Here is a 14346-nt window from a genome sequence, read left to right on the forward strand (position 1 = left end):
CATCGCCGCTTCTTTTTGTGCCCGGTTTCTTTGTGCCCCGTACCTCGGGGAGCGCGAGGGGCTGGCCCCTCGCTCCCGCCGTGGCCAGTGGCGCGCGGCTCCGATCGGAAACGCGAACGGCCCCCATGGCGGAATTCGCCGCTTCGCCGTCGCATACGGGGGCTCGCGCCAGACCCGTGCCATGCTCTATCGTCGGGTCGGAGGGAGGCCTTGATGGCACAAACAGTCACATTCACGCTCGATGGGCGCGAGGTCGAGGCGCGGCCGGGGCAATCGATCTGGGAGGTCGCCCGGGGCGGCGGTCTCACGATCCCGCATCTGTGTCACAAAGACCAGCCCGGCTACCGCGCGGATGGCAATTGCCGGGCCTGCATGGTGGAGATCGAGGGCGAGAGGACGCTGGCTGCGTCCTGCATACGGCAGCCCTCGGAGGGCATGGTCGTGCACACCCAGAGCGCGCGGGCCGAGGCGGCGCGCGCCCTCGTGATGGAGATGCTGGTCACCGACCAGCCGGAGCCCGAGCGGGCCCATGATCGTTCCTCGCATTTCTGGGAAATGGCCGATGCGGGCGGCACGGGAGACGGGGCCGACGGGGTCCAGGGCACCGAAGCCGCCCCACGCTTTCCAACCCTCGAGGCCGAGCGCATCCCGCTTCTCGACGACAGTCACGTGGCCATGGCCGTCAATCTCGATGCCTGCATTTCCTGCGGGCTCTGCGTGCGCGCCTGCCGCGAGGTCCAGGTGAACGATGTCATCGGGATGGCCGGTCGCGGGGCCGATGCCTACCCCGTGTTCGACCTGGGCGACGACATGGGCGCCTCCACCTGCGTGGCCTGCGGGGAATGCGTCCAGGCCTGCCCCACGGGTGCGCTGATGCCCTCCTCGGTGACGGAGGGTGCGGGCGTGGGCGACAGCAAGGATTACGACAGCGCCGTCGAGAGTGTCTGCGCGTTCTGCGGCGTCGGCTGCCAGATCTCGATCAAGGTGAAGGACGGGCGCGTCAAGTATGTCGAGGGTATCAACGGCCCGGCCAACGAGGGGCGGCTCTGCGTGAAGGGTCGGTTCGGCTACGACTACATCCATCACGGGCACAGGCTCACCGTGCCCCTTGTCCGCCGGGCGGGCGTGCCGAAGGGGCTCAACGTCGATCCCGGCAATTGGGGAGAGGTGTTCCGCGAGGCGAGCTGGGACGAGGCGCTCGACATCGCCGCCGGCGGGCTTCGCGGTCGGGGGCGCGAGGTGGCGGGTTTCGGCTCGGCCAAGTGCACCAACGAGGAGGCCTACCTTTTCCAGAAATTCATCCGGCAGGGATTCGGCCACAACAACGTCGATCATTGCACGCGGCTGTGTCACGCCTCCTCGGTGGCCGCGCTCATCGAAAACGTGGGCTCGGGCGCTGTCACGGCCACCTTCAACGAGATCGAGAACGCGGACGTGGCCATCGTGATCGGGGCCAACCCGCTGGAGAACCACCCGGTCGCGGCGACGTATTTCAAGCAGTTCGCCAAGCGCGGCGGCAAGCTTGTCGTGATGGATCCGCGCGGACAGGCGCTCAGCCGGTTTGCCACGCACATGGTGCAGTTTCGGCCTGGAGCGGATGTGGCGTTGCTCAATTCGATCATGCACGTCATCGTGGAGGAGGGGCTCTACGACGCGCAGTACATCGAGGCCTATACCGAGAACTGGGAGGCCGAGAAGGCGCATCTGTCGGGCTTTGCGCCCGAGGACATGGCGCATCTGACGGGGATCGCTCCGGAGACGGTCCGTGCCGTCGCGCGGGACTGGGCCACATCGCAGGCCGGCATGATCTTCTGGGGCATGGGCGTGAGCCAGCACATCCACGGCACCGACAATTCGCGCTGCCTGATCTCGCTGGCGCTCATGTGCGGGCATGTGGGGCGCCCGGGGACCGGGCTCCACCCGCTCCGGGGGCAAAACAACGTGCAGGGCGCCTCCGATGCCGGGCTCATCCCGATGTTCCTGCCGGACTATCAGAGCGTCATGGATGACGGCGTCCGCTCGGCCTTCACGGAGGTCTGGGGGACGGAGGATTTCTCGAGCGAGAAGGGGCTCACGGTCACCGAGATCATGGACGCGGTCCACGAGGACCAGATCAAGGCGATGTATATCCTGGGCGAGAACCCGGCCATGTCGGACCCCGACGTGGCCCATGCGCGGGCCGCGCTCGCCAAGCTCGATCACCTCGTCGTGCAGGACATCTTCGTCACCGAAACGGCGAACTATGCCGATGTGATCCTGCCCGCCTCCTCGCTCTACGAGAAGGCAGGCACCGTCTCGAACACGAACCGCACCGTGCAGATGGTGCGGCCCGCCGTGGCGCCGCCCGGCGAGGCGCGCGAGGACTGGTGGATCCAGGTGGAGCTCGCCAAGCGCTGCGGATTGCCCTGGACCTACACGCATCCGCGCGAGGTGTTCCACGAGATGACGCTCAACATGGCCTCGCTTTCCAACATCACCTGGGCGCGGCTCGAAGGAGAGGCCGTGACCTACCCGTCGCTCGCGCCCGATGATCCCGGGCAGACAGTGGTGTTCGGCGACGGCTTCCCGCGGCCCGAGGGGCGCGCGCGGTTCACGCCCGCCTCAGTCATCCCGCCCGATGACACGCCCGATGCAGACTTCCCCATGATCCTGACGACGGGGCGGCAGCTCGAGCATTGGCACACGGGCTCCATGACGCGGCGCGCGCGGGTGCTCGACGCGGTGGAGCCCGAGGCCAATTGCACGCTGCACCCCGGCACGCTCAGGCAGCTGGGGATGGAGCCGGGGGACATGATCCGGCTCACGACGAAGCGGGGCTCCATCGAGATCATGGCGCGGGCCGACCGGGCGGTGGCGCCGGACATGGTTTTCCTGCCCTTCGCCTACGTGGAGGCGGCGGCCAATATCCTCACGAACCCGGCGATCGACCCCTACGGCAAGATCCCCGAATTCAAGTACTCGGCGGTCCGTGCGGAGCCCGTCGAGCGGAAGATCGCGGCGGAGTAAGGAAGCGCCCTCGAAGGCGATTGGGCACGCCTTCTTCGCCGCGCCGGACCCATCCGCTTCAAAGCCCTTCGCAGGGCTTTCTTTCTGCCCCTAGACCGGCACGTTTTCGGAGGCATCGCCCCCGTCCTCGGCGAGCCAGGCCTCGGCCGAGGCCTCCTGCCCGGGCTCGAAGGCCCGGATCGAGAGCCCTGGTATGATCGCGCCCTCGATCTCGGCAGCGGTGCGGATCCAGGCCTGATCGCTCACGACGGCGGCGCGCCGGATCTTGCCGATGAGCCCGAAGAGCTTGGGCATGTAGCCGAACTCCACCGCGAAGGCGCCGGGCGTGGGCATCGCGAAGCCCGTGATGCGGTAGAGCATCCGGCCTTCCTCCATGCCCTCGGCGGCCTCGAGCAGGGCATTGAGCCCTTCGGTCATGCCGGCGCTGTCCACTTGGCCCTGAATGGTTAGATCGATGCGGTTCTGGGCGGTTTTGGTGACTTTGATCATGGCAGGTCCTCCACTCGTTAAATGGGCACCCGCCTCCGCTGCCGCAATGTCAGCGACGCAGCCGCGCCATGAGGACGGGCAGTTCCGGGGGCGGCGTCCCCGTCCGGCGATAGACGGTGCCATCGGTCGTCCGCTCCAGCATGGCGGCGCCGTTCATGACCCGGCGTAGCGTGGCGGCGTCTTGGAAGGTGTGGAGCTTGTCCAATGCGCGGCTCACCTCTCTTTCCGTCATCTCCCCTCGGGGCAGGCGCGCCCAGAGTGCCCAAAGCGCAAGGGTCTGCACCGCGCGTTTGGCGGGCCACGCCGTCAGGCGTGCCGCGCCGTCAAAGCGGGTGAGCGTGCGTTCGACGAGCCGCGCGTCGATGGCAGATACTGGCTGCGCGAGCCTGCGTGCGGCGGCTTGGCGCGCGCGCAGGTGCTGCACATTTTCGAAGCCCGCTGCGCGGGCCAGGGCATGCATCAGCCGCAGGTGGCCGGGCGTGGCATCGCCGAGTTCGCGCGCGAGCGCCCTCGCGAAGGCCGAGACATCCTCGACAGGCAGGGAAAGTGTTGTCCGGGTCATGATCTGTCCTCGAAGGGCGCGTGCCATCGTGTCACTGGTCGCCCTTGGTGACACGGCGCCCCAAGGTGAAGCGTTCCGGGTCGCAAATTTGGCAGGTTTAGCCCTCCGTGCGGGAGGTGGCGACGCCTCGGTTTCTGCCGACCGCACCGCAGGTTAGCGCAGGGGCCGCACGCTGCCCAGACCCTCTAATTGAACGATCGTTCAAAAAAAGAATTTGACGCGCAAGATCATTCCTCCATTGTCTACTTTGCGCCCAGGAAGTTGCCCAGAGAGGCGGCAAGGGCGAGGGAGACCCTTGATGGCTGCGACGACCCCAAGCGCCCCAGCGCCCCGTTTCCAATCCGTGCCTGCGCTCCTCGACAGGAACGCGACGGAGTTCGGTGCCTCGGCGGCCTACCGGGAGAAAGAGCTCGGCATCTGGCAGAGTTGGAGCTGGGCCGAGACCGCGCGGGAGATCGAAGGCCTCGCGCTCGGGCTCCTGACGCTCGGCGTGGCGCCGGGCGATCACGTGGCCATCCTCGGGCGCAACCGTCCCTATCTCTATTGGTCAATAGTTGCGGCGCAATGCGTGGGCGCGGTGCCTGTCCCGCTGTACCAAGACGCGGTGGGCGAGGAGATCGCCTATGTCCTCGACCATTGCGGCGCGCGCTTCATCATCGCGGGCGATCAGGAGCAGGTGGACAAGGTCCTCGACATCCAGGAGAGCCTCGAGGGGCTCGAGCACATCGTCTACCTCGATCCGCGCGGCATGCGGAAATACGACCACGCCAAGCTCACGCAGTTCGACAAGCTACAGGAGGCGGGGCGTGCCGCGGGCGACACCGCGGAGCTCGCCGCGCGCAAGGGCGCGCTCGATTACGACAGCACCTGCGTGATGCTCTACACCTCGGGCACCACGGGGCGGCCAAAGGGCGTGGTGCTCTCGAACCGCAACATCATCGAGACCTCGCGGGCCTCGGCAGAGTTCGACCGGCTGCGCGTGGGTGACGAGGTCTTGGCCTACCTGCCCATGGCCTGGGTGGGGGATTTCATCTTTTCCATCGGGCAGGCCTATTGGACGGGCTTCTGCGTCAATTGCCCCGAGAGCGCGGACACGGTCATGCACGATCTTCGCGAGATCGGCCCGACCTACTATTTTGCCCCGCCGCGTGTCTTCGAGACGCAGCTTACCACGGTGATGATCCGCATGGAGGATGCCGGAAAGTTCAAGCAGTGGCTCTTCAAGAAGTTCATGGATCACGCCAAGTTCGTGGGGCCGAAGCGCCTCGACCGGAAGCCGGTGGGCGCGCTCGACCGCCTGATCTACGCGCTGGGAGAGTTCTTCGTCTTCGGGCCGCTGAAGAACACGCTGGGCCTCTCCCGGGTGCGCGTGGGCTACACGGCGGGCGAGGCCATCGGGCCCGAGATCTTCGATTTCTACCGCTCGCTCGGCATCAACCTGAAGCAGCTCTATGGGCAGACGGAGGCGTCGGTTTTCATCACCCAGCAGAAGGACGACGAGGTCCGGCCCGACACGGTCGGCACGCCCACGCCGGGGGTAGAGATCAGGATCGACGACAGCGGAGAGGTCTACTACCGCTCGCCCGGTGTCTTCGTGGAGTACTACAAGAACGCCGAAAGCACCGCCGGGACCAAGGATGCAGAGGGCTGGGTCGCCACGGGCGACGCGGGCTTCCTCGAGACCGACACGGGCCATCTCCGGATCATCGACCGCGCCAAGGACGTGGGCAAAATGGCCTCCGGCGCGCTCTTTGCGCCGAAATACGTGGAAAACAAGCTCAAGTTCTTCCCCAACGTGCTCGAGGCGGTGGTCTTCGGCAATGGTCGCGAGACCTGCACGGCCTTTATCAACATCGACCTCACTGCCGTGGGCAACTGGGCGGAGCGCAACAACATCGCCTATGGCGGCTACCAGGAGCTTTCCCAGCACCCGCAAGTGCGCGAGACGATCCGCGAGCACGTGGAAGAGGTGAACCGCTCGGTGGCAGAGGATGAGATGCTCAACGGCTGCCAGATCCACCGGTTTCTTGTTTTGCATAAAGAGCTCGACGCCGATGATGGCGAGCTGACGCGCACCCGCAAGGTCCGCCGCCGGATCATCGAGGAGAAATACGCCGACCTCATTACCGCGCTTTATGACGGCTCCGACACCGTGAGCACGGAAACGGAAGTGACCTATGAGGACGGCCGCAAAGGCTCGATCAAGGCCACGCTCAAGCTGATGGATGCCGCCACCGTGCCGGTGGAAGTGAAGACGCTGGAGGCCGCGGAGTGAGACCTGAACGTGCATTTCCCGTCCCGGGCATGACCCGGGACCTCTCCCCTGCGGAAGGTGGAGGCTCCGGGTCAGGCCCGGAGCGTGTGGGGCCCCAGGCCACGCCATCGCCGAAAGACCAAAAGTATGCTTGACCAAACCCAAGGCTACACCACCCCCGACGGCCGCCAGATCGGCGGCGTTCTGATGGAGATGAAGAACATCACGCTCCGCTTCGGGGGCGTGACGGCGATCAAGGACATCTCCTTCGACATCCACGAAGGCGAGATCCGCGCGATCATCGGGCCCAACGGCGCGGGCAAGTCCTCCATGCTCAATGTGATCTCGGGGTTCTACACGCCCCAGGAGGGCGAGGTCTTTTACAAGGGGAAGCCGCGCCCCGCGATGAAGCCCTACGAGGTCGCGCGGATGGGCGTGGCGCGGACCTTCCAGAACATCGCGCTCTTCGAGGGGATGACGGTGCTCGACAACGTCATGACCGGCCGCCTCAATCACATGAAGGCCGGCATCCTCGCGCAGGCGGTCTGGTGGGGGAAGGCCCGCGACGAAGAGATCGCAAACCGCGAACACGTGGAGCGGGTCATCGACTTCCTCGAGATCCAGGCCATCCGGAAGACGCCCGTGGGGCGGCTGCCCTACGGCCTGAAAAAGCGCGTGGAGCTGGCGCGGGCGCTGGCCGCCGAGCCCTCACTCCTGCTGCTGGACGAGCCCATGGCCGGCATGAACGTAGAGGAGAAGGAGGACATGAGCCGCTTCATCCTCGACGTGAACGATGAATTCGGCACCACCATCGCGCTCATCGAGCACGATATGGGCGTGGTCATGGACCTGAGCGACCGCGTGGTGGTGATGGATTACGGCAAGAAGATCGGCGACGGCACGCCCGTCGAGGTGCGCAGCGATCCCACGGTGATCGAGGCCTATCTCGGGGTCGAGGCATGAGGGCGGTCATGGGAGGACGCGGCTGATGTACGATATATTCATCGGGCCCTGGATCGAGATGTTCGCGGCGCCGGACTTCCTCTTGCAGGTGCTGTGGGAGGGGCTCGTCTCGGGCATCCTTTACGCGCTCATCGCGTTGGGCTTCGTGCTCATCTTCCGCTCGAGCCGGATCTTCAACTTCGCTCAGGGGATCATGGTGGTCTTTGCCGCGCTGACGCTCGTGGGCTTTCACGCGGCCGGCGTACCGGCGTGGATCTCCGTGGGGTTGACGCTCGGCGTGATGCTCGTGCTCGCGGTCACGATCGAGCGCGTTGTGCTGCGCCCGCTTGTGGGCCAGCCCGACATCATTCTTTTCATGGCCACGATCGGGATCACGCTCTTTCTCATTGGCTTCGGCGAGACGGTCTTCGGCGGCGAGAACAAGCAGATGATCACGGAGGAGCTGGGCATTCCCACGGGCTCCGTGCTCCTCGAGCCCTTCGGCGGGCTGCTGATCCTGGAGCAACGGGACATCACGGCGGTGGTGGTCGCGGCACTCCTCGTCGTGGCGCTGCTCGGGTTCCTAAATTACACGCGGATGGGCCGCGCCGTCCGCGCACTGGGCGATGACAGCCAGGCGGCGCTCTCGGTGGGCATCTCGCTGCAGACAATCTGGGTGCTCGTGTGGTTCATCGCGGGGATCATCGCGCTCGTCACTGGCATTGCCTGGGGCAGCCGGGCGGGCGTGTCCTTCGCGCTCGAGGTCATCGCCTACAAGGCGCTCCCGGTGCTGATGCTGGGCGGGCTCGAGTCGATCACGGGCGCCATCGTGGGCGGGCTCATGATCGGGATGCTCGAGAAGCTCTTCGAGATCTACTGGGGCCAGCCGCTCCTCGGCGGCGGCACCGAGGCATGGTTTGCCTACGTGCTGGCGCTCGTGGTGCTGCTCTTCCGGCCCCAGGGCCTCTTCGGGGAGAAGATCATTGAGCGCGTTTGAGGCCTCGGGCGCAAAGCGATCTCAAGATCGCGTCCACGGCTTTTCGAAAAGCCTTGGGCCGGGCGGAGAGGGTTGTCTCCTCGGCTCGCTGAGCGCCGGGCCCGGCCCAAATTCCTTCAAAGGAATTTGCCAAGACTTTTCCCAAAAGTCTTCCCGCCCAGCGGCCACCGCCGCGCATGGAAAATTTTTTGAAAAATTTTGGGCGCTTTAGGATGCAACAGGTCTGGATCATCCTTCTGCTTCTCGGGGTCGTGGCCAACGCCATCATCGGCTGGCTGGCGTTCCAGGATGGGGCCACGGGGCAGGTGACCACCTCCGTGATCCTCGGTGCGCTCTGCGCCGCCGTGGCCTATCTGCGGATCAAGCAGATGGAGGGGAAGTGATGCCCGCATCCGCCCTTCACCGCGCCTGGCGCGTCGCGTGGCTCTGCGCCGGGATCGGGCTCGCCCTCTGTGCCGGTCTGGCCATCCTGCTCTTTACCGTGGCGCAGGACGATCTGGCCTTTCGCGGCGCCGACAGCCTCGGGGCGCCTGACGCGCGCTTCGCGATGGTTTTCTACGGTGCGGTGGCGCTCCTCTGCGCCGCGCTGAGCGTGCTGGCTTTCTGGACGGGAAGGACCCTCTGATGCTTTACAGGACCGCTGGACAGTTCAAGACGACCTACCGCGCCGACCAAGCGCTTTTCCCGGTCCGGCAGGATGCGTTTCTCCTCGGGGTCATCCTCGTCTTCGCCTGGGTGATCTTCCCGATGACGGCGTCGGAATTCACCTTCCAGACGCTGCTCATCCCCATCCTGATCTATTCGCTCGCGGCGATGGGGCTCAATATCCTCACCGGGTACGCCGGGCAGCTCAGCCTCGGCACCGCGGCCTTCATGGGGGTGGGGGCCTATGCCTGCTACAAGCTCATCGAGGTCATGGACCCGATCCTCGCCATCCTCGCCTCGGGTGTCTTCAGCGCCGGGATCGGCGTGATCTTCGGTATCCCCTCCCTGCGCATCAAGGGCTTCTACCTCGCCATCGCCACGCTCGCCGCGCAGTTCTTCCTCGTCTGGCTCTTCGAGAAATGGGCCTGGCTCTATAACTACAACGCCTCCGGCGCGATCCAGGTGCCCAATCTCGACACGTTCGGCATCTTCGTCACCGGGCCGCAGGCCACCTCGATGACGCAGTACTACGTGATCCTCGGCATCGTCACGGTCATGACGATGCTTTGCATCAACCTCACCCGCGGGACCCTCGGCCGGACATGGAAAGCCACGCGGGACATGGACATCGCCGCAGAGCTCATCGGCATCAATCTGATGCGCTCGAAGCTCACCGCCTTCGCTATCTCGTCCTACATCGTGGGTGTGGCGGGGGCGCTCTTCGTCTTCATGTGGCGCGGCGCGGCAGAGCCCAACCTCTTCGACATCCCGCTCTCGTTCCAGATCCTCTTCATCGCGATCATCGGCGGGCTGGGCTCGATCCTCGGCAATTACCTCGGCGCCATCCTAATCGTGGGCCTTCCGGTCGTGCTCAACACGGTGCCGGGCCTCATCGGGCTCGAGATCAAGTCCGCGACGGTGGAGCACATCAACGTCATGATCGTGGGTGCGCTCATCGTCTTTTTCCTTATCATCGAGCCGCACGGTCTCGCCCGCCTCTGGGCGCTGATCCGTGAAAAGCTCATCATCTGGCCATTCCCGCACTAGAACGGGCAGGCCCTCCACACTCGTCTCAGGGAGGAGACACCACAATGAAGCACTTCACCAAACTGGCCGCGGCTGCGGCTCTGGCCGTGAGCGGCGTGGCCGCGGCGGCAGAGAGCCTCTACGTGCCCAATCTCAGCTACCGGACTGGCCCCTTCGCCTCCACCGGGATCCCGCTCATGAACGGGCAGCTCGACTATTTCGAGATGCTCAATGCACGCGACGGCGGCATCGGCGGGGTCATGATCGACTTCGAGGAATGCGAGACGGGTTATTCCACCGAGAAGGGCGTGGAGTGCTACGAGCGCACGAAGAACGAAGCCATCGTCACGCAGCCCTGGTCCACCGGCATCACGCTGCAGGTCCTGCCGCAGACCAATGTGGACCAGATCCCGATCCTGGCACCTGGCTACGGCTTTTCGCCCATGGCCGACGGGCGCACCTTCCAGTGGGCCTTCAACGTGCCGGGCGGATACTGGGATGCCGCTGACATGATCGTGCAGTATCTCGGCTCCGAGGAGCCGCTCGAAGGCAAGAAGATCGCGTTCCTCCATCTCGACCATCCCTACGGCAAAGAGCCGCTTCCGCTGCTCGAGGCCCTCGCGGCCGCCAACGGCTTTGAGCTTCTGCCGATCCCGGTGGGCCTCAACGAGATGCAGAACCAGTCCTCCCAGTGGCTGCAGATCCGCCGCGAGCGTCCCGATTACGTCGTGATGTGGGGCTGGGGCGCGATGAACGCGGGCGCCATCACCGAAGCCGTCAAGACGCGCTACCCGATGGACCAGTTCATCGGTGTCTGGTGGTCCGGCCAGGACGCAGACCTCCGCCTCGTGGGTGAGGACGGCGCGGGCTACAAGGCCATCTCCTGGTCCTACCCGAACCAGGATGCGCCGATCCAGGCCGAGCTGAAGACCCATGTCGTCGACACGGGCAAGACGCTTTCGAACCCGGAGGAAATGCAGGGCGTGTTCTACCAGCGGGGGCTCGTCATGTCGATGATCCTCGCCGAGGCCATCGCCGGTGCGCAGGCCGAGTTCGGGACCGCGATGATCGATGCCACGCAGCTCCGCTGGGGGCTCGAGAACCTCGACATCACCGAGGCCCGCCTCGAGGAGCTCGGCATGCAGGGCATGGTCCCGCCGTTCTCCACCTCCTGCGCCAACCACACCGGCCATGCCGGTGGCTGGGTGATCGAGTGGAACGGTACCGAGTTCGACCGCGCCTCCGAGCTTCTGAAGCCCCGCGTGGACGAGTATCGCGAGCTCCTGGCCGCCTCTGCCGCCGACTATGCCGAGCAGAACGCGCCCTGGGCCGTGAACGAAGACTGCAACGCCGAGAGCTGATCTCGGCCCTGGCGGCGCGCCGCGTTCATGCGCGCGCCGCCGACGCCTTGCCTCCCATGCTGCGCCTCCTTGCCATCATAGGCCTCTTCGTCCTGTCGGCCTGCGCCACGGGCAGCCCCACGGGGCCCACCTGCGTGGCCCTCGAGTCCTTCGGCGGGTCGGATGCTTCCGCGCGGGCGGCGGCGCTGAGCGACGGCATGGGCGCTGCACTCGAAGATGACATCGCAAATGCCATGTCCGCGCCGATGGCGGCGAGAAACAGCGCCCGCCGCTCCGTCCTCGCGATCTCCGCGGGGGGCCAGAACGGCGCCTTCGCCAGCGGCTTTCTGACCGGCTGGACGGCCCGTGGCGACCGGCCCGATTTCGACATCGTCACCGGAGCATCCGCCGGCGCGCTCGTGGCCCCCGTGGCCTTCCTCGGCCCCGACTTCGACGCCGACCTCAGGCGCAACACCGGGATCGGGGACGAGGACATCTTCCGCCGCCGCGGCACCCTGACGGCCCTCCTATCGACCTCCTTTTTCGATACTTCGCCCCTCGAGCGGCGGGTGCGGGAGCTCTATGCGCGCACGGATTTCTGGGACGCGCTGATCGCGCAAACGCAATCGCGACGCCTCCTCCTCATCGGCGCCACCGACATCGAGACGGGTCGCTTCCAGCGCTTCGATTTCGCGAGCTTGCTGCGTGCCGACAAACCGGTGGACTCAAAGAAAGAGTGCCTCGTGGAGGCCACGCTCGCCTCCGCCGCGATCCCGGGCTTTTTCCCGCCGCGCAAGATCAACGACCGGCTCTTCGTGGATGCCGGCGTGCGGCAGGCGATCTTTCTCGACGAGATCGTCGAGGAACTGAACGCGCGCCGGGGCGCGGGCGGCACGGACGTCTACCTTCTCATCAATGGAACCCTCGAGTTCCCCGATAGCGCGGTGGAGCCACGGCTCCTGTCGCTCGTGGGGCGCAACCTCGAGATCCTCACGGACGAGGGGATGCGCGCCTCGATTCTCCGCGTGCTCGCGCGCGCTGAACTCAACGGCTGGACGCTGCGCGCGGCGGCCATCGAGGAGCTGCCGGAGTGCAGCGACGCCGACGGCGCGTTCTTCTCGCGCTGCGTGACCGAAGGCCTCTTCGATCACGGGCAGGAATTGGCGCAGCGGGCCGATCCGTGGCTCAGCGTCCGCGAACTCAGGGACGCCCTGGAACAAGGGAGAGTGGAACGATGAAGGATATGGCCGTGGAGGAGGAGGTGCTCCTCGACGTCAACAACATCGAGGTGATCTACAATCACGTGATCCTCGTCCTGAAGGGCGTCTCGCTCAGCGTGCCGAAGGGCGGGATCACCGCGCTTCTGGGCGGCAACGGCGCGGGCAAGACGACGACCCTGAAGGCCATCTCCAACCTCCTTCACAACGAGCGGGGCGAGGTGACGAAGGGCTCCGTCGTCTACCGCGGGGAGCGGGTCCAATCCCTGAACCCCGCCGCGCTCGTGAAGCGGGGCGTCGTGCAGGTCATGGAGGGGCGGCACTGCTTCCAGCACCTGACGGTGGAAGAGAACCTCCTGACCGGGGCCTATACGCGCGGCGATGGCGCGGCGAAGATCGCCGAGGATCTGGAGCTCGTCTATTCCTACTTCCCGCGGCTCAAGGAGCGACGGAAAAGCCAAGCGGGCTATACCTCGGGCGGCGAGCAGCAGATGACGGCCATCGGGCGCGCGCTGATGTCGCGGCCCGAGACGATCCTGCTCGACGAGCCCTCCATGGGGCTCGCGCCGCAGCTCGTGGAGGAGATCTTCGGGATCGTGAAATCGCTCAACGAGAACGAAGGCGTGTCCTTCCTCCTCGCCGAGCAGAACACGAACGTGGCGCTGCGCTTCGCGCATTACGGCTACATCCTCGAGAACGGGCGCGTGGTGATGGACGGGCCCGCCGCCGAGCTGCGCGAGAACCCGGATGTGAAAGAATTCTACCTCGGCGTCAGCGAGGAGGGACGCAAATCCTTCCGCGACGTGCGCTCCTACCGCCGCCGCAAGCGCTGGCTGAGTTGACCCTGGGGGCCAGCCCCCAGACCCCCGGAGTATTTTTGGCCAATGGAAGATAGGATGCGTGCGGCGTGGTATGAGCGGTTCGGCGCGGGCTCCGAGGTGCTGGAGGTGGGGGAGATGGACGTGCCTGAGCCGGGGCCGGGCGAGGTGCTGATCCGTCTATACGCGTCTGGGATCAATCCGAGCGATGTAAAATTGCGGGCCGGGGCGCGGCCCGGGGCGGAGATGGCATATCCGCGCGTGGTCCCGCATTCCGATGGCGCGGGCGTCGTCGTGGGCGGCGCCATGGCCGAGGGCACGCGGGTCTGGGTCTGGAACGCGGGTTGGCAGCGGGCCATGGGCACGGCGGCGGAATATGTGTGTTTGCCGGTGTCACAGGTCGCTGAACTGCCTGACGGGACCAGCTTCGCCGAAGGGGCCTGCCTCGGCATCCCGGCGATGACGGCGTGGTACGCGCTCGACGGCGTGGGGCCCGGCGACACCGTCCTCGTCACGGGCGGGGCGGGCAGCGTGGGGCGCTATGCCTGCCAGATGGGCGCGCTCCTGGGCGCACGTGTGATCACCACGGTCTCCTCCGCCGAGAAGGCGGCCCATTCGACATGCGCGGACTGGATCAACTACCGCGACGCGGATGTCCCGGAAGCGGTGATGGACCTGACGGGCGAGGCGGGGCTCGACAGGATCGTGGACGTGGATTTCGCCGCCAACCAGACGGTGGCGGTGGCCTGCCTGAAGCCCGGCGGTGTCGTGGCGAGCTATGCCTCGGCCTCCCGCATGGTGCCGGAGCTCCAGTTCTACCCGCTCATGTTCAAGAACATCACCTTGCGGATGCTGATCGTCTACCAGCTCGCGGGCGCCGACCGCGCCCGGGGGACGGAGGCGCTCAATGCGTGGCTCGCGGCAGGGGCACTGCGCCACGCGGTCGTCCCCGGTGGCGGTCTGGAGGATATCGCCGCGGCCCATGACCGCGTGGCGACAGGCGAGAAGCTCGGGACCGTGGTCCTCGAGATGCCAGACGGCTGACGCCCG

Annotated in this window: 13 protein-coding genes; 11 read left to right on the top strand and 2 right to left on the bottom strand. The window is 66.2% G+C overall.

The window, feature by feature from the left end; translation table 11 throughout:
* The first annotated feature begins 213 nt into the window (after positions 1–213).
* Positions 214–3006 carry a formate dehydrogenase subunit alpha gene (gene fdhF, locus AAFM92_14980; protein ID MEL7301684.1) on the top strand — a complete coding sequence of 931 codons (2793 nt, stop codon included), beginning with the start codon at positions 214–216 and terminating at the stop codon, positions 3004–3006.
* Between the two features lie 90 nt (positions 3007–3096).
* On the opposite strand, the gene AAFM92_14985 is transcribed toward fdhF, so the two are convergent.
* Both AAFM92_14985 and AAFM92_14990 read right to left on the bottom strand, forming a co-directional pair.
* Positions 3097–3495 carry an STAS/SEC14 domain-containing protein gene (locus AAFM92_14985; GenBank protein MEL7301685.1) on the bottom strand — a complete coding sequence of 133 codons (399 nt, stop codon included), beginning with the start codon at positions 3493–3495 and terminating at the stop codon, positions 3097–3099.
* A 49-nt stretch (positions 3496–3544) separates the two neighbouring features.
* On the bottom strand, positions 3545–4057 hold the full coding sequence (locus tag AAFM92_14990) for a DUF2087 domain-containing protein (GenBank protein MEL7301686.1): 513 nt from the start codon (positions 4055–4057) through the stop codon (positions 3545–3547).
* A 298-nt stretch (positions 4058–4355) separates the two neighbouring features.
* Here AAFM92_14990 and AAFM92_14995 point away from each other — a divergent pair, with 298 nt between their 5' ends.
* From AAFM92_14995 to AAFM92_15040, 10 genes are all read left to right on the top strand, one after another.
* Positions 4356–6332, top strand: coding sequence for an AMP-binding protein (locus tag AAFM92_14995; protein ID MEL7301687.1), 1977 nt, complete (start codon positions 4356–4358; stop codon positions 6330–6332).
* A 126-nt stretch (positions 6333–6458) separates the two neighbouring features.
* Positions 6459–7274, top strand: a complete 816-nt coding sequence (locus tag AAFM92_15000) for an ABC transporter ATP-binding protein (GenBank protein MEL7301688.1) — start codon at positions 6459–6461, stop codon at positions 7272–7274.
* A 22-nt stretch (positions 7275–7296) separates the two neighbouring features.
* Positions 7297–8250 (top strand): branched-chain amino acid ABC transporter permease, encoded by a 954-nt coding sequence (locus AAFM92_15005; protein MEL7301689.1) that lies wholly within the window; start codon positions 7297–7299, stop codon positions 8248–8250.
* 212 nt (positions 8251–8462) lie between these two features.
* The gene (locus tag AAFM92_15010; protein MEL7301690.1) at positions 8463–8633 is read left to right on the top strand and encodes a hypothetical protein; all 171 of its coding nucleotides are present in this window, start codon (positions 8463–8465) and stop codon (positions 8631–8633) included.
* Entirely contained in the window at positions 8633–8875 is a 243-nt protein-coding gene (locus tag AAFM92_15015) for a hypothetical protein (GenBank protein MEL7301691.1), read from the top strand. The genes AAFM92_15010 and AAFM92_15015 overlap by 1 nt, the downstream gene beginning before the upstream one ends.
* Complete coding sequence (locus AAFM92_15020; protein MEL7301692.1) at positions 8875–9942, top strand: branched-chain amino acid ABC transporter permease; 1068 nt, start codon at positions 8875–8877, stop codon at positions 9940–9942. Before AAFM92_15015 ends, AAFM92_15020 begins: the two co-directional genes overlap by 1 nt.
* 44 nt (positions 9943–9986) lie before the next feature.
* Positions 9987–11282 carry an ABC transporter substrate-binding protein gene (locus AAFM92_15025; protein ID MEL7301693.1) on the top strand — a complete coding sequence of 432 codons (1296 nt, stop codon included), beginning with the start codon at positions 9987–9989 and terminating at the stop codon, positions 11280–11282.
* Between the two features lie 56 nt (positions 11283–11338).
* A complete protein-coding gene (locus AAFM92_15030) occupies positions 11339–12499 on the top strand; it encodes a patatin-like phospholipase family protein (GenBank protein MEL7301694.1) in 1161 nt (386 codons plus the stop codon).
* Positions 12496–13320, top strand: a complete 825-nt coding sequence (locus AAFM92_15035; protein ID MEL7301695.1) for an ABC transporter ATP-binding protein — start codon at positions 12496–12498, stop codon at positions 13318–13320. The genes AAFM92_15030 and AAFM92_15035 overlap by 4 nt, the downstream gene beginning before the upstream one ends.
* Positions 13321–13374: 54 nt before the next feature.
* Complete coding sequence (locus AAFM92_15040; GenBank protein ID MEL7301696.1) at positions 13375–14340, top strand: NADPH:quinone reductase; 966 nt, start codon at positions 13375–13377, stop codon at positions 14338–14340.
* The last annotated feature ends 6 nt before the right edge of the window (positions 14341–14346 follow it).

This window comes from Pseudomonadota bacterium (genome assembly GCA_038533575.1).
Classification (GTDB): Bacteria; Pseudomonadota; Alphaproteobacteria; order Rhodobacterales; family Rhodobacteraceae; genus Shimia_B.

Coding starts and splice junctions, on each gene's coding strand:
- AAFM92_15040 (MEL7301696.1), top strand. CDS start 13,375: ATGCGTGCGGCGTGGTATGAGCGGTTCGGCGCGGGCTCCGAGGTGCTG.
- AAFM92_14990 (MEL7301686.1), bottom strand. CDS start 4,057: ATGACCCGGACAACACTTTCCCTGCCTGTCGAGGATGTCTCGGCCTTC.
- fdhF (MEL7301684.1), top strand. CDS start 214: ATGGCACAAACAGTCACATTCACGCTCGATGGGCGCGAGGTCGAGGCG.
- AAFM92_15035 (MEL7301695.1), top strand. CDS start 12,496: ATGAAGGATATGGCCGTGGAGGAGGAGGTGCTCCTCGACGTCAACAAC.
- AAFM92_15025 (MEL7301693.1), top strand. CDS start 9,987: ATGAAGCACTTCACCAAACTGGCCGCGGCTGCGGCTCTGGCCGTGAGC.
- AAFM92_14995 (MEL7301687.1), top strand. CDS start 4,356: ATGGCTGCGACGACCCCAAGCGCCCCAGCGCCCCGTTTCCAATCCGTG.
- AAFM92_15020 (MEL7301692.1), top strand. CDS start 8,875: ATGCTTTACAGGACCGCTGGACAGTTCAAGACGACCTACCGCGCCGAC.
- AAFM92_14985 (MEL7301685.1), bottom strand. CDS start 3,495: ATGATCAAAGTCACCAAAACCGCCCAGAACCGCATCGATCTAACCATT.
- AAFM92_15000 (MEL7301688.1), top strand. CDS start 6,459: ATGCTTGACCAAACCCAAGGCTACACCACCCCCGACGGCCGCCAGATC.
- AAFM92_15015 (MEL7301691.1), top strand. CDS start 8,633: ATGCCCGCATCCGCCCTTCACCGCGCCTGGCGCGTCGCGTGGCTCTGC.
- AAFM92_15010 (MEL7301690.1), top strand. CDS start 8,463: ATGCAACAGGTCTGGATCATCCTTCTGCTTCTCGGGGTCGTGGCCAAC.
- AAFM92_15030 (MEL7301694.1), top strand. CDS start 11,339: ATGCTGCGCCTCCTTGCCATCATAGGCCTCTTCGTCCTGTCGGCCTGC.